The organism is Amycolatopsis mediterranei (genome assembly GCF_026017845.1).
Taxonomy (GTDB): Bacteria; Actinomycetota; Actinomycetes; order Mycobacteriales; family Pseudonocardiaceae; genus Amycolatopsis; species Amycolatopsis mediterranei.
Genome location: NZ_CP100416.1, coordinates 1290839 through 1312419 on the forward strand (window position 1 = coordinate 1290839; position 21581 = coordinate 1312419).

Sequence of the window (21581 nt, forward strand, 5' to 3'; positions counted from 1 at the left end):
AGTGTCCCATGCGAATCCTGGTGACCAGCTATCCCGCCGTCTCCCACCTCTACCCGATGGTGCCGCTCGCCTGGGGGCTGCGAGCCGCCGGGCACGAGGTGCGGGTGGCGGCGGCGCCGTCGTTCGCGGCCGCGGCGCGCCGCACCGGGCTCCCCGTGCTGCCCCTGGGCGAGGACGTCGACGGGACGGTGGCCTGGCAGGGGTTCGACCCCCGCACGGGCGACCGCACCGAGCGGACGATGCGGATGTTCCGCTTGACCGCCCAGGGCTGGGCCGGCGCGCTCGTGGCGCTCGCCCGTGACTGGGCGGACGTCGTCCTGTTCGACCCGCGCGAGTACGCGGGCCCGGTCGCGGCCGCGGTGGCGGGCATCCCGTCGGCGCGGTTGCTCTACGGGGTCGACCACACCTACGCCCAGCGCGCGGGGGAATGGCCCCTGCTGGCCCCGCTGTGGGACGAGTGGGGCCTCGGCGAGCCGGACCCGGCGGGCACGGTGACGATCGATCCGTGCCCGGCGGCCCTGCAGCTGGAGACCCCGGGTCCGGCGTGGCCGTTGCGCACCATCCCCTACAACGGCTCGGCGGTGATCCCCCGATCGGCCGCCCCGGCGGGCCGTCCCCGCGTCTGCCTGACCTGGGGCGCCTCGTTCGGGGGCACCACGGGCAACCTGGACCCGGTCCGGGTGGCGCTGGCGGGGCTCCTCCGCTGCGGGGCCGAGGTGCTCGTCGCGGTGGCACGCGGCCAGCGGCCGCTGCTGGGCGAGCTGCCCGCCGGCGTCCGGGTGCTGGAATCGGTGCCGCTGCACACGATCCTGCCCGGCTGCGCCCTGGTCGTGCACCAGGGCGGCGCGGGCACGGTGCTCACGGCCGCGGCCTGCGGGGTGCCGCAGCTGGTGGTCCCGTTCAAGGGCGACCAGGTCACGCACGCCGGACGGGTGGCGGCCGCGGGCGCCGGCGTCCTGCTCCCGGCGGCGGAGCTCACCCCGGAGGCGGTGGCTTCGGCTGCGTCCGGCGTACTCGCGGACGCGGGTTACGCCCGGCGGGCGGCCGAGATCGCGGCGGAGAACCGTTCGCGTCCGGCTCCGGCGGCGGTGGTGGCGCAGCTGGAGTTCCTGGTCCCGTGAGACGGGCGGCCGGCACCCCGACGGGAACGGCCGACACGCCGGGAGTACCCCGTGTCGGCCGTTCCGATCACCGTGTTCGCCGCTCCGGGCGGCCGGCCTGCGGTTCGCCGGATCCGGCGGGGTGGTCCTCCACGAAACCACTCCGCCGGGCCCGGTCACCGGTTCAGCCGGGGACGGCGATCCCGGTCTCAGCTTCGCGCGGGATGGTGGCGACCACCTGGAGCAGGTGCGACGGTCGTTCCGTCCCGGTGCAGAAGTCCTTGAACAGGGGCGGCAGGGAGTAGTGGAACTCCGGGCCCTCGGCTTGGACCCGGACCCGCAGCATGTTCGCCGCCACCAGCCGGTCGAGGGCGTCCTCCGCCTCGCGTTCGCTCCCTTCCACGACCGCGACCGCGTTCTTCGCCGTGAAGCAGTCCAGTCCGGACTCGCACAGCCGGGTCAGCACCTGCCGGTCCCGGGGCTCGAGCGCGGCGAGGTCCTCCCGGAACGGCCCGTGCAGGTCGACACCCGCGGCCTGCAGCTCCGGGCGCAGCCCGTCGTCGCCGATGACGCGGGCCGCCAGCTTGGTCACCGGCCAGTGCCGGTTGACCGACAGGCGCTCGCCCAGCGCGCGCAGCGCCACCGGGAGACCGCCGCAGCGGTGGACCACCGCGGCCACCGTGCCGCGCTCGTGCAGGATGTTCCGCGAAGTGACCACTTTGGACATGAGCGTGACACCGTCGTCGGTGGACATCGGCTCCAGCAGCATCGGCACCACCCCCGGCAGGGAGCCGGTGAGCCGCCGTCCGGTGGCCAGCACCACCCAGCGGCCGCCGGGCAGGAGCGGCCGGATCTGCGCGGCCGACGAGACGTTGTCGAGCAGGATCAGCCCGCAGCCGCCGGCGGTCCTGCTGCGGAACAGCTTGGCGCGCTCGGCCTCGCCCGCGGGCACGTCCGCCGCGGGGACGCCGAGATCGGTCAGGAACCCGCCGAGGACGTCGACCGGCTCGGTGTCCGGACCGAACTCGGCGAACAGCTGACCGTCCGGGAACCGCGACCGGGCCGCGTGCGCGGCCCGCACCGCGAGCACCGTCTTGCCCACCCCGGTCATCCCGGTCACCGCGAACGTCCGGCCGGCCGACCCCTCGGGAGTGAGGAGCCGGTCCAGCTCGGCCAGCTCGGCGGTCCGGCCGGTGAAGTCCGACAGGTCCGCGGGCAGCTGCGCCTGGACGATGTTCCGCGGCGCCGGCGCAGTCCCCGCCCGCACCGCCGGCGTCACCTGGCGCAGCGAGGGGGAGTCCGAGAGGACGTTCTGGTGCAGCCGCTGCAGGTTCGGCGAGGGATCGATACCCAGTTCGTCGTCGAGGCAGCGCCGGACCTCGTGGTAGACCTGCAACGCCTGCGATCGCCGGTCGCACCGGTACAGCGCGAGCATCAGCTTCGCGTACAGGTCCTCGTGCAGCGGGTACTTCGCGATCAGCCCGCGCAGCTCGCCGACGAGCTGGTGGTGCCTGCCGATCTGCAGGTCGGCCTCGACCCGCATCCCCAGCGCCTGCAACCAGGCCTCGTTGAGCTTCGCGGCGTGCGCGTCGAGCAGCGGTCCACGCTGGACGTCGCACAACGCGTCGCCCCGCCACAGCGCGGTCGCCCGGTGGAGCAGCTGCGAGGCGCGCAGCGGGTCGCCCGCCTCCAGCGCGTCCTTGGCGGTGCCGGCCAGCTGCTCGAACTCGTCGGCGTCGACGCTTTCCGGCGCGATCCGGGCCAGGTAGCCCAGCGGTTTCGTCACCAGCACGCCGTCGTGGCTGTTGCCGGCGGCGCAGAACAGCTTGCGCAGCTGGTAGATGTAGGTCTGCAAGGTGGTCAGTGCGCTCGCCGGCGGGTTCTCCGGCCAGATCTCTTCGATGAGCGAGGTCACCGGCACCAGGCCGCCGTGGCAGAGGACCAGCAGCGCCAGGACGCTGCGCTGCTTCGGTGCGGTCGGTGTGAGCAGCCGGTCTTCGTGGGTCACCTCGAAGGTGCCCAGGGTATTGAATCTCATGACTTCCCCCAGCGGTAGGCATAAGAACATGTGACCGGAGGACGGTGATTCGACTATCCGACGGAACGGCGAAATAGCCGACCCCATCCCCAGTTCGGCGCAAAAAGGCTTTCCTCACCCCAGATTTAGCACTTTCGCACCGTGTGGCTGACAGTATTCCCCGCTGGTGGCGGTGTCAAGATTTCCCCGGGACGACCAAACGTTGGTGGGGAGACCTCCAGGACGGCCGGCTGGGGGGCCGGTGAAGTCCCGGTGAGCAGCGACGACCCGAGGTTTCGAGGATTCGCGCGTATTCGTCCGTATTTCCCGTTAGATCCGTTTTATCCGGATGCTCGGGGGCGTCACGAGCAGTGAATACAAATACACTCCCGGTATTCGCGGCGGCAAAGATCGCCGTGAACATCAATTCTATCTTAAGTCGTCACAATACGAAAAGAAAGCGCCTCTCGGAACTTGAGGAGTTCCGAGAGGCGCCGGGGAGGCTCGTTCAGTGGGTGGCGACGAACTCCTTGAGGGTGCCGATGACGAACTCGATCATTTCCGGGGTGATGCCCGGGTACACGCCGATCCAGAACGTCCGCTCGGTGACGATGTCGCTGTTGGCCAGCGAGCCGGAGATGCGGCGCGGCCGGTCGAGGTAGGCCGGGTGCCGGGTGAGGTTGCCGGCGAACAGCCGCCGGGTCCGGATCGCGTTGGCCTCCAGGTGGGCGATCACCTCGCCGGCGGTGAAGCCCGCGTCCGGGCGCACCGTGATCACGAACCCGAACCAGCTCGGGTCGCTGCCCGGGGTCGGCTCGGGCAGCAGCAGGCCCGGCATGCCGTCGAGGCCTTCGCGCAGCTGCCGCCAGTTCTGCTTCCTCGCCTCGATGAAGCCGGGCAGTTTCGCCAGCTGGCTCTGTCCCAGCGCGGCCTGCAGGTCCGTGCTCTTGAGGTTGTACCCGAGCTGCGAGAACACGTACTTGTGGTCGTAGCCCGGCGGCAGCGTGCCCAGCGAGAAGTCGAACCGCCGCAGGCAGCGGTCGTCCTCGCCGGGCTCGCACCAGCAGTCGCGGCCCCAGTCGCGCAGGGACCTCGCCAGCCGCTCCAGCTTCAGGTCCGAAGTCAGCAGGCAGCCGCCCTCGCCCATGGTCAGGTGGTGGGCCGGGTAGAAGGACACGGTGGAGAACTGGCCGAACGTCCCGGTCAGCCGGCCCTGGTAGGTCGACCCGACGGCGTCGCAGTTGTCCTCGATCAGGTAGCACCCGTGCCGCTCGGCGAGCTCGGCGATCTCCGCGACCGGGAAGGGGTTGCCGAGGGTGTGCGCGATCATGATCGCGCGGGTGCGCGGCGAGAACGCGGCTTCGACCCGTTCGGCCGTCGTGTTGTAGGTGCCGAGCTCGATGTCGACGAACACCGGGACGAGGCCGTGCTGCAGGATCGGGTTCACCGTGGTCGGGAACCCGGCCGCGACGGTGATCACCTCGTCACCGGGCCGCAGCCGGGCGTCGCCGAGCTGGGGCGCGCACAGCGCGCTGATCGCCAGCAGGTTCGCCGACGAGCCCGAGTTGGTGAGCAGCGCCTTGCGCCGCTTGAGGGTCCGGGCGAACGACGACTCGAACTTGGCCGCGATCCGGCCGGAGGCGATCCGGAGGTCGAGCGCGGCCGTCACCAGCGCCACGCGGTCGTCCGCGTCGAGCACCGCGCCCGAGGACAGGATCGGCGTCTCGCCGGGGACGAACTTCTGCGGCCCGGGGGCCTCTGCGTCGTGGTAGCCGCGGACCTGCTCCAGCAGGAGCGATCTCGCTGAATCGGCCATGTCGTATCCCCTGCGCTCGGGTGACGGAAATCCGCCGAAGTGTCGCGATGGCGGCTATAGACCCGCTCGACCCCGGCTCGCGAGCGGGCGGCTGGACGGCGAATCCAGTGCGGCCCGATGGCACCTTGATCCGGTGTGGCCGTGATCGGATGGCTCGCCCGCGGGCAAGGGTGCTGCGGACGTGACGTGCTGGAGGAAGTGTGAGCACTGGCGGCCGGCGGCCGAGGGCGATGCGTGTGCTGTTCGTCATGTGGGGCTGGCGCACCCACCTGCATCCGGTCGCCCCGCTCGCGTGGGCGCTGCGCGGAGCCGGGCACGAGGTCAGAGTGCTCGGGCAGCCCGCGCTTGGCCCGGCGATCACCGAGCTCGGGCTGACCGCGGTCGCCGCCGGCCCCGACCTCGACGTGCTGCCGGAGTTCCGGAAGTTCGTCCTGCCCGCCGAAGCCCGGCCCGCGCCGGAGCCGCCGGCCGACGGGGTGCCCCGGGCGTTGAAGCTGTTCGCGCGGCTGGCCGGCGAGATGGCGGGCGACGCCGTGCGGTTCGCCCAGGCCTGGCGACCCGACCTCGTGGTCGCCGAACCGACGGCGTTCGCCGGGCCGCTGGTGGCGGCCGCGCTCGGGATCCCGTCGGTCCGCCACCTCTACGGGCCCGACCTGGTGGCGCGGGCCGCCCGGTTCCTGCCCGGCTTGCTGGAACCGATCGGGGGACGGCTCGGTGTCGGGCCGGTCGACCCGCTCGCCGGCACCACGATCGACCCGACACCGTCGTGCCTGCACGCTCCGGGCGACCTGCCGCGGCGGCTGGTCCGCTACCTGCCGTGCTCGGGTCCGGAGCGGGCCGAGGTGGTGCTCGGCCCGGTGTCGCGGCCCCGGGTGTGCGTCACCTGGGGACACACGATGGAGCTGCTCGACCCGCAGTACTTCCTCGCGGGGGAGACCGCCCGCGCGGTGGCCGAACTGGACGTGAACGTCGTGCTGGCGATCTCGGCGCGGCAGCGCGCGCTGCTCGGCGAGCTGCCGCCCAACGTGTCGGTGTTCGTCGACCCGCCGCTCGACCAGGTCCTCGCGCACTGCGACGTGCTGGTGTCCCAGGGCGGCGCGGGCAGTGTCCTGACCGGGCTCGCCGCCGGGCTGCCCCAGGTCGCCGTCGGGCAGCTGCCGGACCACCTGGCGATCGCGCGGCGGCTCGAAGCCGCGGGCGCGGGCCGCGCGCTGGCGGCCGCGGAGTTCAGCGCGGCGGCGGTCGCCGGTGCGGTGTTCGACGTGCTGCAGCGGAGCGGGTTCGCGACGGCGGCGCGCCGGGCGCGGCTGGAGAACGAGGACCGGCCCGCCCCCGCCGACCTCGTCGCGGAGCTGCGGTCGCTCGCCGGGAGGTGAGCGATCCTCCAGCCGTGCCCCAAGCCCGGCTGCGAAGTTCCTGATCGGACCAAGAGGAGGCCGACCCCCACGCGGCACGCAACTGTTGCTCCCAAAGTCATTCGGCCGTGACTGTGGTCGGATCAGGAACGATCGACACAGTCAGCAATATCCGGCGTTAGAAAGGAAGTACGCGAATGCGCGTGCTGTTCTCCGCGTGGGCGTGGCCCCCGCACTACTACCCGATGGTTCCGCTGGCCTGGGCGCTGCGCAACGCGGGGCACGAGATCCGGGTCGCCGGTCCGCCCGCGCTCGCCGAGGCGATCACCATGTCCGGCCAGCCCGCCGTCGAAGTCGGCGAGGACTGCGACTTCAGCCAGCTGACCCGCGACACCATGCACATCGACCGGGACGCCCCGGCGACCGTCGAGCTGTGGAAGCAGCTGCGCAAACCCAAGGGCGAGCGCGCGCTGCGGATGTTCGTCGACATCGCCGAGACCATGGTCGACGGGCTGGTCGAGTTCGCCCGCGCCTGGGAGCCGGACCTGGTCGTGCACGGCCCGACCACCTACGCCGGGCCGATCGCCGCCGCCGCGGTCGGGGTGCCGAACGTGCGGGTGCTGATGGCGCCGGACATCGCCTACCGCGGCCGGGACATCGAGCCGGTCCTCCTGCGCCCGCTCGCCGAACGCTTCGGCGTCACCGAGTTCAGTCCACAGGGGACACTCACGGTCGACCCGTGCCCGCCGAGCATCCAGCTCCCGACGGACTACCCCAAGCAGCTCATGCGCTACATCGCCTACAACGGGCCGGCCGAAGTGCCGGAGTGGCTGCTGGAGCCGCCGTCCCGGCGCCGGGTCTGCATCACCTGGGGCACCACCCTGGCGAAGGTGAACCCGAACCTGGTGCTGGCCGGGCAGATGCTGGAGGCGGTCGCCGGGATCGACGCCGAGGTCGTCGTCACCGTCGCGCCTTCGCACCGCGAACACCTCGGGCCGATCCCCGACGGCATCCGGGTGGTCGACGCGCTGCCGCTGCACCTGCTGCTGCCGAGCTGCGACCTGATGATCCACCAGGGCGGCAACGGGACCACCATGACCGGGGTCGTCAACGGTGTCCCGCAGCTCATCGTGCCGCAGTTCCCCGACCAGGCGTTCGTGGCGAACCAGCTGGCGCCGACCGGGGCGGCCGCGGTGCTGCTGCCCGAGGACGCCGGGCCCGACACCGTCCGCGGGCTGGTCACCGACCTGCTCGAGAACCCCCAGTGGCGCGACGACGCCCGGCGGCTGGCCGACGAGGCCAACGCCCAGCCCGCGCCCACCGAGATCGTGCCGGTGCTGGAACGTCTGGCCGCACGCGAGCACGCCGCCGTCTGAGAGGTGAACCATGCTGGCACGCAAGGATCTTCCCGCCGAGTTCGCAGCCTGGAACGAGAAGTGGGGTGCGCCCTACGGACACCGGTCCGCGCGGCTGCTCGCCGAGGGCAAGCGGCCGCAGCAGCGGCCCCTGGAGGCGCTGGCCGACCCGGCGAACCCGGAGTACGGCCCGTTCGCCTTCCAGTACGCGAGCGGCACGCGGGTGCACGAGTACCCGTGGGCGTTCGCCGCCGCGGAATTCACCCCGGGCATGCGGGTGCTCGACGTCGGCAGCGGGCTGAGCGGCCTGCAGTTCGTCGCCGCGCTCGAAGGCTGCTCGGTGGTCAACGTCGACCCGTCGGCGCGTGAGGACTACAACGTCTGGACCGACCCGGGCTACCTGCCGCTGTCGCCGCGCGAGCACCAGCTGCTCAACACCACCTTCGGGACCGACGTCGAGCTGGTCGCGGCCCGCCTGCAGGACGCGGACCTCGAGCCGGAGTCGTTCGACCGGGTGCTGTGCCTGTCCGTCCTGGAGCACGTGGACCTCGCCGAAGGCGCCGACATCGTGCGAGCGAGCACGCGGCTGCTGAAGCCGGGCGGCAAGCTGGTCCTGACGGTGGACGCCTTCCTCGACCTCCGGCCGTTCGGCGTGCTGGAGAAGAACATGTGGGGCATCAACCAGGACGTCGGCGCGCTGATCGAGGCGAGCGGGCTGGAGCTGGAGACCGGCGACCCGCGGGAGCTGCTCGGCACGCCGGAGTTCGACTTCGAGCACGTGGTGAAGTCGCTGCCGGAAGTGCTCGTCTCCGCGATGTACCCGGTGATGAGCCAGTCGCTCGTGCTGCGCAAGCCCGTGTGATGGCGGGACTGCGCACCCCCGCCCGGCCCGTCGTGGCCGGGCGGACGGCCTCCGTCGTGACGGCGACGGGGCTGCGGAAGGTCTACCCGGCGAAACGGGGCCCGGTCGAGGCGGTCGCCGGGATCGACCTCGACGTCCGCGCGGGGGAGTTCTTCGGCCTGCTCGGCCCGAACGGCGCCGGGAAGTCGACCACGATCGGCATGCTGACGACACTGGTGCGGCCCACCGCCGGCAGCGTGCGCATCGCCGGCTTCGACACCGCGCGCGAGCCGGTCCAGGTGCGCCGGCGGATCAGCCTGGTGAGCCAGACCAACTCCGTCGACCGGGAGCTGACCGTCGAGGAGAACCTGCGTTACCGGGCCCGGTACTGGGGCGGCACCCGCGCGGCGGCGCGGCGGCGCGCGGACGAGCTGCTGGAGCAGTTCGGCCTCGGCGACCGCCGGGGCGCGATGTTCTACCAGCTCTCCGGCGGGCAGCTGCGCCGGATGATGATCGCGCGGGCGCTGGTGCAGCGTCCGGAGATCCTGTTCCTCGACGAACCCACCGCGGGCATCGATCCGCACAGCCGGGTCAACGTCTGGGACGTGCTCGGCGAGCTGCACGCCTCGGGCCAGACGATCGTGCTCACCACGCACAACATCGAGGAGGCCGAGCGGTTCTGCCACCGGGCGGCGATCATCGACGGCGGGCGTGTGCTCGTGTGCGACGAAGTGTCGGCGCTGATCGCCTCCGCGGGCGGGGTGTCGCTGGTGACCGCGACCTACGACGGGCCGGTGTCCGGAATGGACTTCGGCTCGCTGCCGGTGGTGCGGGACGGCGTTTCGGTCCGGGTGTCCACGCCCGAGACCGACGGGCTGATCGCGGAGCTGGTCGACCTGGGTGCCGCGGCGGGCCGCCGGCTGCTGGACGTGACCACGGCCCGGCCCAGCCTCGAAAGCGCGTTCCTCAGCCTGACCGGAAGGGCGTACCGGGCATGACCACGATCAGAACGCCGGCGGTGTCCCCGGCCCGGGTGTTCTTCGCCTTCCTGGCCCGGGACGTCCACGTCGTGTTCCGCAAGCAGCTCGGCGGCCTGCTCGGCCGGGTGCTGGTCCAGCCGTTGCTGACGGTGTTCGTGTTCTCCTACGTGCTGCCCTCGATCTCCGGTGGGATCGGCGGGACATCGGGCACGGTGCTGGCACCCGGGATCCTCGCCAACTCGATGCTGTTCGCCGGCCTGCTCGGCGTGACCGTGCCACTGATCACGGAACTGTCCTACCCGAAGTCCATCCAGGACCGGTTGCTCACCCCGGTCCCGGTGTGGGCGGTGGGGGTGGAGCGAATCGTCAGCGGCGCGGTGCAGTCGCTGTTCGCGGCGGTGCTGGTGCTGCCGATCGTGACGTTCCTGCACGCGCCGGGCCAGGCCCCCGATTTGTCCTATTCGGACTGGCCGCTGCTGGTGCTGATGCTGCTGCTGGGCTCGGTGTTCTCCGCCGCCCTCGGCCTCCTGCTCGGCTCGGTGGTGGAACCCGCGCAGGTGAACGTGCTGTTCAGCATCATCATGATCCCCCTGATGATGCTCGGCTGCGTGTACTACCCGTGGGCGGCGCTGGGTTCGGTGCGCTGGCTGCAGATCGCGGTCTTGGCGAACCCGGTGGTGTACCTGAGCGAGGCGCTGCGGGCGGCGTTGACCCCGGACGTACCGCACCTGTCGGCGTGGGTGGTGCTGCTGGTGCTCCTGGGCGGCACGGCCGGCGTGGGCTGGTTCGGGCTGCGGGCATTCCACCGGGCCGTACTGGGCTGAGCGCCCACGGCGGCCGGCCGCAAGCCGTAAGGTCCATGGCGACGCGAACCGGCGCCCGGCAACGCAAGCCGACCACGACGTCACCAGGCCTCCCCCCGCCCCTCATCCCAGCCTTCTCTTCAGCCGCCGGCCGGCGGCTGAAAATCCCACCGGAGGGGCGGGGGAGGTCGGACCCGCCCGGCTGCGGCAGAGAAAGCTGCGGCAGAGAACTCAGCGAGCCGTGCTCATCGAGCCAGGGCGACGAGCCCGTCGACGACCTCGGCCGGACTAGGCTGCTCCCGGCTCTCCCGCGCCAGCCCGGCCGCGGCTTCCCGGTACGCCGCATCACCGAGGATCTCGGCCGCCGCCGTCCGGATCGTCTCGGTGTCCGCCTCGGCGAGGTCCAGTTTGCTGCCCGCGCCCGCGGCCGACACCAGGGTCGAGATGAGGCGCTGGTCGGGCAGCTGGGGGATCATCAGCTGCGGGGTTCCGCAGGACACCGCCGTCAGTGCGGTGCTCGGGCCCGCCTGCGAGATCAGCAGGTCGCAGCTGGGCAGCAGGGTGTGCAGCGGGATCCGTTCGACGATCCGGACGTTGTCCGGGACCGGGCCGACCGCGGCCAGGTCGTTGCCGGCCACCGTCGCCACCACCTCGACCGGCAGCCCCGCCGCCGCGTGGACGAGCCGGTCGATGACGCATTCGTAGAACGCCAGCTGGGAACTGGTCGTGCCGTAGGTCACGCAGATCCGCGGCCGGGTCCGCGGCCCGGCCGCCCACGCCGGCAGCACCGTCGCGCCGTTGAACGGGACGTAGCGCATGTGCCGCCGGGTGAAGTCGCCGGGCACCTGCAGGGCGGGCGGGCAGTGGTCCACGGTCACCGCACCCGCCACGTCCACTGTGGACAACCCGAGCGAGGATGCGGTCGTCGCGAGCGCCGCGGATTCGAAGGACCGGAGGTAGGAGAGGATGTCGACGCCCCACAGGTGGCGCACGGCGGGCACGCCCAGCGCGGTCGCCACCAGCGCCGCGGCGTAGGTGCTCTCCTCGAACACCACCAGGTCCGGCCGCCACGACCGCATCAGCGCCAGCAGCGGGCCGGCCATCTTCTCCGCTATCCCGGCGTACGCGGACACCGTGCGGGACTCCTTGCCCGAGCCGCGCACCCGGGGGTCCGCCGCCAGCAGCCGGGCCACCGCCGGCTCGATCTCCTCGTCCCGCCCGACGGCCACCGCGGGCAGCCCGGACGCCCGGATCACCGGGACGAGGGACGGCTGGCTCGCGACCCGGACGTCGTGGCCCGCGGCCCGGAAGGCCCAGCCCAGGGTCACCATGGGCTGGTAGTGCGTCGGCCACGCCCACGTGCAGAACAGAATTCGCATGCCCGCACGGTCTCTTCCCCGCCTCGGGAACGGCTCGAACCTGCTTCGCCGCCGCTCGCCGGCCCACCCATCCTGGACCCGGACTCCAGCCGGTCTCGCGACGGTGGCCGGACCTACTGGGCGGAGGTGAACCGACGTGCGCGTGCTGCTGGTCTCGTGGGCCTGGCCGTCCCACGTGCGGCCCCTGGTCCCGATCGGGTGGGCCTTCCGCGCGGCGGGACACGACGTCAGGTTCGCCACGCAGCCCCGGCTGGCCGGCGCGGTGACCGGCGCGGGGCTGCCCGCGGTGTCCGTGGGTGGCGACGGCGACCACACCGCGTTGCTGGCCCGCGCCATGCGCCCGATCCGGCCGGGCCCGGAGGCCGGGCCCGCCCCGGGCCGCGGCACCGGCAAGCGGCTCGGCCTGTCGGTCGCGCTCGCCGAAGACATGGCAGGCGACCTCGAGGCGTTCTGCCGCCACTGGGCGCCGGACCTCGTGCTCTACGAGCCGACGACCTACGCCGCGCCCCTGGTGGCCGCGAAACTCGGCTTGCCGCACGTGCGCGTGCTGTGGGGCGTCGACTTCCATTCCCCGGCCCGTGCCTTCGAAAACCTGGCCTTCGCCGAGCTGTGCGGGAAACTGGGGATCGGCGGCTTCGACTCGGCCGGCACCGTCACCGTGGACCCGTGTCCGCCGTCGTTGCAGGTCGACGTGCCCGGCCGCGTCCTGCGCACGAGGTACGTGCCCTACAACGGTACCGGCGCCATGCCGGGCTGGCTGTGGACCGAGCCGCGCCACCCCCGGGTGGTGCTCACCTGGGGCGTCTCGCCGCAGTTCAAGGGACCGGACGAATGGGCCGCCGCGGCGCGGCGGCTGCGGGCGCTCGTGGCGGCGATCGCCCGGCCGGACCTCGACCTGGTGGTCGCGGTACCGAACACGGACGCACTCGGCGCGGACCTGCCCGACGGCGTCCGCCTGGTCGAGAACCTGCCGTTGCACCTGGTGCTGCCGAGCAGCGCGGTGCTGATCTCCCGCGGCGGCGCCGGATCCATGATGACCGGTGTCGCGGCCGGCGTGCGGCAGGTGGTGGTGCCCGAGTACTTCCCGGATCTCGTGCCGGCCCAGCGGCTGGCCGCCACCGGCGCCGGTGTCCTGGTCGAAGACGACGACCCGGAGTCGGTGCGGGCCGCGCTGGAAACGGTCCTCGCCGACGAGGCGGCCGCCGGTGCCGCCCGGCGGCTGCGGTCCGAGGTGGCCGCGCAGGCCACGCTCGACGAGACGGTCGGCGCACTGCGCACGCTGGCCGGCAGCCGGTGACCCCGTGATCCACCCGACGGCCGTCGCCGGCCGAGGAGGCCGTATGCGCTTGCTGTTCGTGTCGTGGGCTTGGCCCTCGCACCTGTTCCCGATGGTCCCGACGGCGTGGGGACTGCGGCTCGCCGGGCACGAGGTCGTGCTCGCCTGCCCGCCGTCGCTGGTGCCGGTGGCGGCCCGGACCGGACTGCCGGTGGCCCGGATCGGCGCCGACGTCGACCTCGCGCCGCGGATGAAGTCCTTCATGGACGGTGCGAAACCGCGCCGGGAGCGGCGGACCCCGCTCGACATGTTCGTCCCGGTCGCCGACGCGATGGCCGGCGACCTGCTCCGGTTCGCCCGCGACTGGCGCGCGGACGTCATCGTGCACGACCCGACGACCTACGCCGCCCCCGCCGTCGCCGCCGCGCTCGGGGTGCCTTCCGTGCGGCACCTGTGGGGCATCGACTTCACCTACCCGCTGCGGATGTTCGAGGAGACCGCCTTCGCCGGCCTGTACGAACGCCTCGGCGCCGGCGCGTGCGTGGTCAGCGGGGACACCCCGACGCTCGACCCGTGCCCGCCGGGCCTGCAGCTGCCGGTGGATTACACCCCGGTGCGGATGGCCTACCGGCCCTACAACGGCACCGCGGTCTACGAGCGCACGCTTCTGGACTGCCGAGCGGTGCCCCGGCTGTGCGTCACCTGGGGGACGACCAGCGGGAAGTTCGGCGCGGCCGGCTCGCTCCCCGCGCTCGTCTTCGCCGCCGCCGCCGACCTGGGCCTCGACGTCGTGTTCGCGACCTCGGGCGCCGAGGCGTTCGGCCCGGAGTACCCGAAGACCTGGCAGACCGTCGTGATGCAACCGCTCAACCTGGTGCTGCCGGGCTGCGACCTGGTGGTCCACCCCGGGGGATCGGGCAGTGCCCTCACCACCGTGCTCGCCGGGTTGCCGCAGGTGTGCCTGCCGCTCATCCCGGACCAGGAGACGAACGCGGCCCAGCTGGCCGGCGCCGGGGCCGGGGCGCGGGTCGGCGCCGACGGCGCGACCGTCGACGCGATCCGGGACGTCCTTGCCGAGCTCCTGGCCGACCCCTCGTTCACCGAGGCCGCGGTCGCGCTGCGCGAGGAGTCCCGCGCGTTGCCGGACCCGGCCGCGGCGGGCGCCGGGCTGCTCGCCGCGGTGGGAGGCTGACGTGCGCGTCCTGCTGACCTCGTGGGCCTGGCCCACGCACTACTTCTGGCTCACGCCGATCGCGTGGTCCCTGCGGGCCGCCGGGCACGAGGTGCTCGTCGCGGTGCCGCCCGGCGCGGTGGCCGGGGTGACGCGCGGAGGTCTGCCTGCCGCCGCCGTCGGAGCCGACTTCGACGTGCTGCCGATCATCGAGAAGTACTACTGGGCCTCGCCGCTGGCCGAGGAGGCCGCGGCCGGCGAGCTGACCGACTGGGCGGCCGCCCGCGCGGCGGGTGAACAGCCGCTGGCGGTCTACGCGCTCATCGCGAAGGTCATGCAGGACGACCTGGTCACGCTCGTCCGCCGGTGGCAACCCGACCTCCTGGTGTTCGACGCGGTCACCTACGCCGGGCCGCTCGCCGCGGCCGCGTGCGGAGTGCCCGCGGTGCGCCAGATCTGGGGCGTGGACTACAGCTCGTACCTCACCGGGTTCGCGCCGCGGGCGCTTGCCGCCCACCGGGCCGCGCTCGGCCTCGACGGCCTCGACGGCCTCGACGTGCTCGGGGCGGCCACGCTGGACCCGTGCCCGCCGAGCCTCCAGCGCCGCGACGACGTGCGCCGGCTCTTCGCCCGGCACCTGCCGTTCAACGGCTCCGGCACCGTCCCGCGCTGGCTGCTCGACCCCCCGCGCCGCAAGCGGATCTGCGTCACCTGGGGCACCATCGCGCACGTGCTCGGCGAGCGCGCGTTCGGCGTGGACCGGGTGCTGGGCGCCTTCGCCGAGGTCGACGCCGAGGTCGTCTGCGCGGTGTCGCCCCGGGACCGCGCGCGGCTCGGCGTGCTCCCGGCGAACGTCCGGGTGGCCGAGAACCTGCCGCTGCACCTGCTGCTGTCCAGCTGCGACCTGATCGTCTCCCAGGGTGGCGCCGGTGCGGTCGCCTCGGCCGTCACGGCGGGCGTGCCGCAGGTGTGCGTGCCGCACTTCGGCGAGCACGTGCTCAACAGCCGGGCGATCGCGGACGCCGGCGCGGGCGAGCTGGTCCCGCTCGACGCCGCGACCGTGGATTCCGTGGGGGCCGCCGTGCTGCGGGTGCTCGGTTCGGCAACGCACGAGAAGGCCGCGGCGGCACTGGCCGAGGAGGCCGCCGCGCAGCCGTCACTGTCCGAAGTGGCCGCCGGGTTGCCGGAACTGGCCGGGGTGAAAGGGAGCGGCGCGTGCGGGTGATGTTCACCTTGTGGAACTGGACCACCCACCTCTACCCGATGGTGCCGCTGGCGTGGTCGTTGCGCGCGGCGGGGCACGAGGTGGTCGTGGCGACCCAGCCGGGACTGGTGCCCGCGGTGCGGGGCACCGGCCTGCCCGCGGTGGCGGTCGGCGCCGACGTCGACACCGCCGCGATGATGGGGCAGTACGTGCAGCGGTCGCGGCGGCACGACGCCCAGCTCGTGGAATGGGCGCAGATGCGCCGGTTCGGGCCGCGCAACTGCTGGCTCGGGGTCGCGGCGGCCGAGGCGATGACCGGTGGGCTCCACGGCTTCGCCCGCGCGTGGCAGCCGGACCTGGTGGTGTTCGAGGCGACGACCTACGCCGGGCCGATCGTGGCGCGGCTGCTCGGCGTGCCCGCGGTCCGGCACACCTGGGGGATCGACTACGCCTGCCTCACCCGGGAGTTCGAGGACGAAGCGCTGGCGGACCTGTGCGCCCGGTGGGGCCTGCCGGGGGTGGAACCGCTGGGCGAGGTCACCGTCGATCCGTGCCCGCCGAGCGTGCAGGTGGTGGCGGGCGGCCCGGTCCCCGGCGTGCCCGAGGTGACCCGGCTGCCCATGCGGTACGTGCCCTTCAACGGCCCCGGGGTGCTGCCCGGCTGGCTGACCGAACCGCGGCGCGGCAAGCGGATCTGCGTCACCTGGGGGTTGTCGAACGGGCGGTTCGACAAGGAGCTCGTCGTCACCGGCCGGGTCGTCGAAGCCCTCGCCGGGCTCGGTGCCGAGGTGGTGGCCGCCGTGCCGGCGGCCGAGGGGGACGCGATCGAGGCGGTCGCGCCGAACGTGCGGGTCGTGCGCGGTCTGCCGTTCCACGCGCTGCTGCCGACCTGCGACGCGGTGGTCTCCCAAGGCGGGCTCGGCACGCTCTTGACGGCGGTCGCCGCCGGGGTACCCCAGGTCGTCGTGCCCCAGCGCGCGGACCTGATCCTCAACGCCCGTCAGCTCGCCGCGGCCGGTGCGGCCGATTTCGTTTTCCCCGGCGACGGTTTCGAGGAGCTCCTGACCGGAAAGGTGGCCGCCGTCCTGGCCGGTTCCCTCGACGACGGCGCCCGGAAGCTTTCGGCCGAACTGCACGAGCTGCCCACACCGAACCAGATCGCCGCCCGGCTGCCGCTGCGCGAAGCGGCGTCGACCGCCGCTTGAGGCAGCGTGCCGAGGATGGCCGCCAAGGAGGAACAGATGACCACAGAGACGCTGTCCGTGCTGCACGGCCCCCGGGAGGCCTATTCCGGGGGCGCGCGCATCGAAGAGCTGGTCGCGCGCACCGCCGAGCGCTGCGGCGAAGCGGTGGCGCTGCGCTGGCGGGACACCGAAGTGACCTACGCCGAGCTCGTGGCGGACGCCGCGGTGGCGGCCTCGGCGCTGGCGGCGGCCGGGGTCGGCCCGGGTGACATCGTGGCGATCCGGGCGCCGCGCACCCCGCGCCTGGTCGCGGTGCTGCTCGGCGTGCTGCGCACCGGCGCCGCCTACGCCTGTGCGCCCCCGGACTGGCCGCTGGACCGGGTGCGGCAGCTGATCGAGCGGACCGGGGCGAAGCTGCTGCTGAGCCACGAGCCGTTCGCCGGGGTGTCCACACTGGACATCGACGCACTGCCGGGCGCGGCACCGGTGCCCGCACACGGACTCGACGGCACGGCGCCGTTCTGCGTGTTCCTGACCTCCGGCAGCACCGGCGTGCCGAAGGCCGCGCTCGCGCCGCACAGCGGCGTCGCCCGCACCGCCCTCGACCGGCGGCACGGCCACGACGGCCGGATCGTCTCGCTCCAGCAGGCGAACCCGGCGTGGGACGTGTTCGCGTTCGAGCTCTGGGTGCCGTTGATCAAGGGCGGCACCGCCGTGCTCCACGACAGCGGGCACCTGAGCGGCCCGCAGGTGCGCGCGCGGATCGGCGAGGGCGTGACGCTCATCGCGATGGCATCGACGCTGTTCAACGCGCTGGTGGACGACGACGTCGAGTGCTTCGCCGGCGCGCGGGTGCTGTTCGTCGGCGGCGAGCGGGCTTCGGCCGCGCACGTGAAGCGGTGCCTGCGCGCGCATCCCGGCCTGCGGGTGGTCAACGCCTACGGGCCCGTGGAGAACACGGTGAGCACCACCGCGTTCTCCACCACGGACCCGGACTTCGGCGACGAAGTCCCGATCGGCACCCCGTCGGTGAACACCTCGGTGTACCTGCTCGACGAGGACCGCCGGATCGTCCCGGCCGGGCAGGCCGGCGAGATCGTGACGGTCGGCGACGGCGTGTGCTTCGGGTACGTCGGCGACGAAGCCGAGACGGCGAAGCGGTTCGCCACGCTGGCCTTCGACGGGGTGCCCCGCCGCGCGTACTTCACCGGCGACCTGGCGCGGCTCGACGAAGCGGGCCGGCTGGTGTTCGTCGGCCGTCGCGACCGGCAGCTCAAGGTCCGCGGGGTCCGGATCGAAGCCGAGGAGGTCGAGCGGATCGTCGAGGCGGTGCCCGGGGTCACCGCGGGCGTGGTGGTGCCGCTGCCGTTCGACGGAGCGGTGAAGACTAGCCTGGCCGCGTTCTACGTCGGCGAGGGCGTGCCGCCCGAGCTGGTGCGCAAGGCCGTCGCCGCGGTCCTGCCCGCCGGCTTCGTCCCCGACGTCGTCGTCGCCGTGGCGGAGTTCCCCAAGCTGCCCAACGGGAAGCTCGACCAGCGAGCCCTCGCCGAAGCGGCGGGTGCCGGCTCCCTGCCGTCCGCCGACGACGGCGTGGGCCTCGAAGCCACCCTGCGGGAGGTCGCCTCCGAGGTGCTCGGCTACCGGGTGGGCGTCGCCGACGACATCTTCGACCGGGGCGCCACCTCGCTCACCGCGATCCGCATCTCCACGCGGATCGGCGCGCTGTTCGGCCGGCTGGTCGTGGTGCCCGACATCCTCGCCGCGCGCACCCCGAGGGCCATCGCCGCGGCGGTGGCCGCGGCGCCGGCCCTCGAGCTCGGCAACGCCGGCCACCACGACCCCGGACCGGAGACGGCGTACGAGCCGGACCACGTCCCGTTCACCGTCGCCGAGTTCTGGCACGCCCAGAAGCAGGCCGGTCACCTCGAGGAAGCCGTCGTGCCGGTGATCTACCGGGTCCGCGGCGCCGTCGACCGGGCCGCGCTCGGCCGGGCGCTCGACCACGTCGTCGCCCGGCACGAGGTGCTGCGGGCCCGGTTCGCCGAGGGCGGCCGGACGCCGAAGGTGCGGATCCACCCGGCCGCCGAACTGGCCGGGTTGCTGACCGACCGCCCAGCGGCCACGACGGTGGACGCGGTCCGGGACGCGTGCGTCTGGGTGATGCGCCCGTTCGACCTGGGCGCCGACTTCCCCATCCGGGCCGCGTACTACCCGGTGTCCGCCACCGAATCGGTGCTCGCCGTGGGGATCCACCACATCTCGTTCGACGGGTGGTCCGGCCAGGTCTTCGCCGCGGACCTGGTCCGCGCCTACGACGCCTTCGTCGCCGGACGGCCCGGCCTGGCCGACTGGCCGGGCAGCTACTACCGCGTCTCGGCCGAGCAGTGGGAGCAGTACCGCGACCGGTACCCGCTCGCGGTCTACACCAAGCAGACGACCATGGCCGACGCGCCGGAGCTGCGCTTCCCGCTGCCCGGCCCCCGGCCGTGGGGCGGGCCGGCGGCCGAGGTCGTCCTCGACATCGACGAGGTGCTGCTGCCGGCGGTCGGCCGGGCCGCCGCCGCGGTCGGCGGCACCGTGATGGCCATCTTCTACACGGCTTACGTGCTGCTCCTGCGGGAACTGACCGGCGAGCCGTCACCGGCGGTCGCGCTGCCGACCACCGGGCGGTTCACCGAGGAAGCCGGCGACGTCATCGGGTGCCTCGCGAGCATGGTCCCGATGCGCCCGCCCGCCGGGATCGACGACCCCGCCGAGCTCGCCGCGGCGGCCGCGCGGCAGCTGCAGGAGGTGATGCGGCCCCCGCTGGTGCCGCTCACCGCGGTGATGCCGGCGATCCCCGAGGGCCACCAGCGGCATCCGCTGCTGCAGGCCTACCTGCTGCAGGAGGAGATGCCCCCGGCGGCGGTGCGGTTCGGCGACGCGCGGGCCGAGCTGGTCCGCGTGCCGCCGCGCAACGCCCTGCCGGAGATCACTTTGGAGCTGTGGCCGCACCCGGCCGTCGGCGGGGTGCTGCGGTACCGGACCGACGCGATCGGCGAGGAGCAGGCCCGTGGCCTCGCCGACCGGCTCATCGACCACGTGACGCAGGTCGTCCGTGCCCTGGAGGAAAACTGTGACATTTGAAAAGACTGTGACTGCCGAGAAGACCGTTACGCCCGACATCGAAGCCCTGATCCGGGCCGCGAGCGGACGCCCGGACGAGATCCGGGCCCGGCTGGACGCGCTCGGCCTCGCCCGGGTCGCCGAGCTCGCGGTGGCCGAGTGGACGCTGCGGCTCGACCCGCCCGCGAACCCGCTGGAAATCCACATCGGACTGTCTGTTTCGGACGGCCGCGAGTCCGCGGACCACACGTGGGTGCTGCGAGCCGGCGAGCCGGTGCGCGTGCTGCCGGGACTGCACCCCGCCTGCGACGTCCGGCTGCGGTACGACGCCGAGGACCTGATCACCGAACTGTGGGGTCCCTCGCGCGGGCGCTCGTCGGCCGCCCGCGCCTACGAACTGACGACCGCCATGGACGCCCACTTCCCGCCCCGCGAACGCCAGCCCTCCATCGCCGCGGCGTCGGCCACCCTCACCGCGGCACTGTCGGCGCGGGCCCCGGACCTGGGGGCACTGGCCGTCCGGTACGGCTCGGACAAGTGGGGCCAGACGCACTGGTTCACCCAGCACTACGAGCGGCATTTCGCGCCGCTGCGCGAGGAACCGGTGCGGTTGCTGGAAATCGGCGTCGGCGGCTACGAGGACGAGGAGTCCGGGGGCGGTTCGCTGAAGATGTGGCGCCGCTACTTCCCGCGGTCCTCGGTGTTCGGGCTCGACTACTTCGACAAGTCCCGGTTCTCCGGACCGCGGCTGACCGTGGTGCGCGGTGACCAGAACGACCCGGCCCAGCTCGACGCGCTGGCCAAGGAGCACGGCCCGTTCGACATCGTGATCGACGACGGCAGCCACATCAACGAACACGTGCTCACGTCGTTCCGGGCGCTGTTCCCGCACGTGCGCACCGGGGGCTTCTACGTGATCGAGGACCTGTGGACCTCGTACCTGCCGGGCTACGGCGGTGACGACCGCGACTTCGGGGTGCCCACGACGATGCTCGGGTTGCTGAAGACGCTGCTGGACGACCTGCACCACCAGGAGCGGGACACCGACGGCGAGCCGTCGGCGAGCGAGGCCGGGCTGGTCGGCATGCACGTCTACCACAACATCGCGTTCCTGGAGAAGGGCCGCAACGCCGAAGGCGGCATCCCGCGGTGGATGCCCCGCGCTCCGCACTGGTGATCCCCGGTGTTCCCCTCGCCGCACGGCGAGGGGAACACCGGCGTCAGGTCAGGACCGGCGCCGCCAGGTAGCGGTCGAGGACGCGCTCGTAGTACGTCGGGCCGAGGCCGAAGCGGGTCACCACGTCGGGGATCAGCCGGGTCAGCTTCGCCAGCGAGACCGGCACCGCCGAGGTCGTCCGCGGCGGCTGCGGACAGTACTCGCGTTCGACGCACCGGCCGAGCCGGTTTTCGATGTGCCGGATGATGTCGTCGATCGGCACCGCCACCCCGGACCCGAGGTTGACCACCTGCCCGGTCACCCCGCGCGCCAGCAGGATGTCGATCATCGAGATCGCGTGCTCGACGTCGAGCAGATCCCGGTGCGCGCGCTCGTAGACGCGCACCCGGCCCGACCGCACCTGGGCCACCAGCGACGGCAGCAGCTGGTGGGCCCGCTGGTTGTGGCCGACCAGGTTGGTCATCCGCAGGATCAGGTGCTCCACCCCGGAGCTGGCGACCACGGCCTCCATCGCCAGCTTGTGCCGGCCGTAGGCGAGCGGCGGGAAGACCACGTCGTCCTCGCGGGTCGGGCAGTCGGCCGCGCCGTACATCGCGCCCGACGCCGTCGACAGGTACACCAGCCGCTCGCCGGTGCGGCGGCAGCGGCGGAGGGTGTCGTACAACCCCGCCGCGTCCTTGCCGTAGTCGTCCGGTGAGGTCACGGTCGTGGTCGCGACCCCGGTGGCGAGGATGACCGTGCGCGGATGGTCGATGCCGTGCTCGTGCAGGTTCTTGGCCATGAAACCGCGTCCGATGATCTCCACGGTGCTCCTCTCG

16 protein-coding genes are annotated in these 21581 nt (G+C 73.1%); 12 read left to right on the plus strand and 4 right to left on the minus strand.

The features are described from left to right. Positions 1 to 8 precede the first annotated feature (8 nt). Positions 9 to 1121 (plus strand): nucleotide disphospho-sugar-binding domain-containing protein, encoded by a 1113-nt coding sequence (locus tag ISP_RS06240; RefSeq protein WP_013227242.1) that lies wholly within the window; start codon positions 9 to 11, stop codon positions 1119 to 1121. 163 nt (positions 1122 to 1284) lie between these two features. On the opposite strand, the gene ISP_RS06245 is transcribed toward ISP_RS06240, so the two are convergent. Together ISP_RS06245 and rfbH are read right to left on the minus strand one after the other, a co-directional pair. Next, complete coding sequence (locus ISP_RS06245; RefSeq protein ID WP_013227241.1) at positions 1285 to 3138, minus strand: AfsR/SARP family transcriptional regulator; 1854 nt, start codon at positions 3136 to 3138, stop codon at positions 1285 to 1287. A 487-nt stretch (positions 3139 to 3625) separates the two neighbouring features. After that, on the minus strand, positions 3626 to 4933 hold the full coding sequence (gene rfbH, locus ISP_RS06250) for a lipopolysaccharide biosynthesis protein RfbH (protein ID WP_013227240.1): 1308 nt from the start codon (positions 4931 to 4933) through the stop codon (positions 3626 to 3628). A 230-nt stretch (positions 4934 to 5163) separates the two neighbouring features. On the opposite strand from rfbH, the gene ISP_RS06255 reads away from it, so the two are divergent. The 5 genes from ISP_RS06255 to ISP_RS06275 all read left to right on the plus strand — a co-directional run bounded on the left by ISP_RS06255 (position 5164) and on the right by ISP_RS06275 (position 10288). After that, positions 5164 to 6309 (plus strand): nucleotide disphospho-sugar-binding domain-containing protein, encoded by a 1146-nt coding sequence (locus ISP_RS06255; RefSeq protein ID WP_013227239.1) that lies wholly within the window; start codon positions 5164 to 5166, stop codon positions 6307 to 6309. A 176-nt stretch (positions 6310 to 6485) separates the two neighbouring features. Next, a complete protein-coding gene (locus ISP_RS06260; RefSeq protein ID WP_013227238.1) occupies positions 6486 to 7664 on the plus strand; it encodes a nucleotide disphospho-sugar-binding domain-containing protein in 1179 nt (392 codons plus the stop codon). Positions 7665 to 7674: 10 nt separating this feature from the next. Further along, on the plus strand, positions 7675 to 8505 hold the full coding sequence (locus ISP_RS06265; protein ID WP_013227237.1) for a class I SAM-dependent methyltransferase: 831 nt from the start codon (positions 7675 to 7677) through the stop codon (positions 8503 to 8505). Further along, complete coding sequence (locus ISP_RS06270; RefSeq protein ID WP_014467261.1) at positions 8505 to 9482, plus strand: ABC transporter ATP-binding protein; 978 nt, start codon at positions 8505 to 8507, stop codon at positions 9480 to 9482. The genes ISP_RS06265 and ISP_RS06270 overlap by 1 nt, the downstream gene beginning before the upstream one ends. After that, positions 9479 to 10288, plus strand: coding sequence for an ABC transporter permease (locus ISP_RS06275; RefSeq protein WP_013227235.1), 810 nt, complete (start codon positions 9479 to 9481; stop codon positions 10286 to 10288). Before ISP_RS06270 ends, ISP_RS06275 begins: the two co-directional genes overlap by 4 nt. Positions 10289 to 10512: 224 nt before the next feature. On the opposite strand, the gene ISP_RS06280 is transcribed toward ISP_RS06275, so the two are convergent. Continuing rightward, on the minus strand, positions 10513 to 11646 hold the full coding sequence (locus tag ISP_RS06280) for a glycosyltransferase (RefSeq protein ID WP_013227234.1): 1134 nt from the start codon (positions 11644 to 11646) through the stop codon (positions 10513 to 10515). A gap of 136 nt (positions 11647 to 11782) precedes the next feature. On the opposite strand from ISP_RS06280, the gene ISP_RS06285 reads away from it, so the two are divergent. Genes ISP_RS06285 through ISP_RS06310 form a run of 6 tightly spaced genes read left to right on the plus strand, consistent with a single transcriptional unit; the run spans position 11783 to position 20763 of the window. Further along, positions 11783 to 12943, plus strand: a complete 1161-nt coding sequence (locus tag ISP_RS06285) for a nucleotide disphospho-sugar-binding domain-containing protein (protein WP_013227233.1) — start codon at positions 11783 to 11785, stop codon at positions 12941 to 12943. Positions 12944 to 12986: 43 nt separating this feature from the next. Continuing rightward, on the plus strand, positions 12987 to 14114 hold the full coding sequence (locus tag ISP_RS06290) for a glycosyltransferase (protein ID WP_013227232.1): 1128 nt from the start codon (positions 12987 to 12989) through the stop codon (positions 14112 to 14114). A gap of 1 nt (position 14115) precedes the next feature. Then, positions 14116 to 15318 carry a nucleotide disphospho-sugar-binding domain-containing protein gene (locus ISP_RS06295; RefSeq protein WP_013227231.1) on the plus strand — a complete coding sequence of 401 codons (1203 nt, stop codon included), beginning with the start codon at positions 14116 to 14118 and terminating at the stop codon, positions 15316 to 15318. Continuing rightward, on the plus strand, positions 15318 to 16502 hold the full coding sequence (locus ISP_RS06300) for a nucleotide disphospho-sugar-binding domain-containing protein (RefSeq protein WP_230468954.1): 1185 nt from the start codon (positions 15318 to 15320) through the stop codon (positions 16500 to 16502). The genes ISP_RS06295 and ISP_RS06300 overlap by 1 nt, the downstream gene beginning before the upstream one ends. A gap of 36 nt (positions 16503 to 16538) precedes the next feature. Continuing rightward, positions 16539 to 19607, plus strand: a complete 3069-nt coding sequence (locus ISP_RS06305; protein ID WP_013227229.1) for an AMP-binding protein — start codon at positions 16539 to 16541, stop codon at positions 19605 to 19607. Between the two features lie 7 nt (positions 19608 to 19614). Then, positions 19615 to 20763, plus strand: a complete 1149-nt coding sequence (locus ISP_RS06310; protein ID WP_013227228.1) for a class I SAM-dependent methyltransferase — start codon at positions 19615 to 19617, stop codon at positions 20761 to 20763. A 43-nt stretch (positions 20764 to 20806) separates the two neighbouring features. Here ISP_RS06310 and ISP_RS06315 read toward each other — a convergent pair whose 3' ends face one another. Further along, a complete protein-coding gene (locus ISP_RS06315) occupies positions 20807 to 21568 on the minus strand; it encodes an NAD-dependent epimerase/dehydratase family protein (protein ID WP_013227227.1) in 762 nt (253 codons plus the stop codon). Between the last annotated feature and the right edge of the window lie 13 nt (positions 21569 to 21581).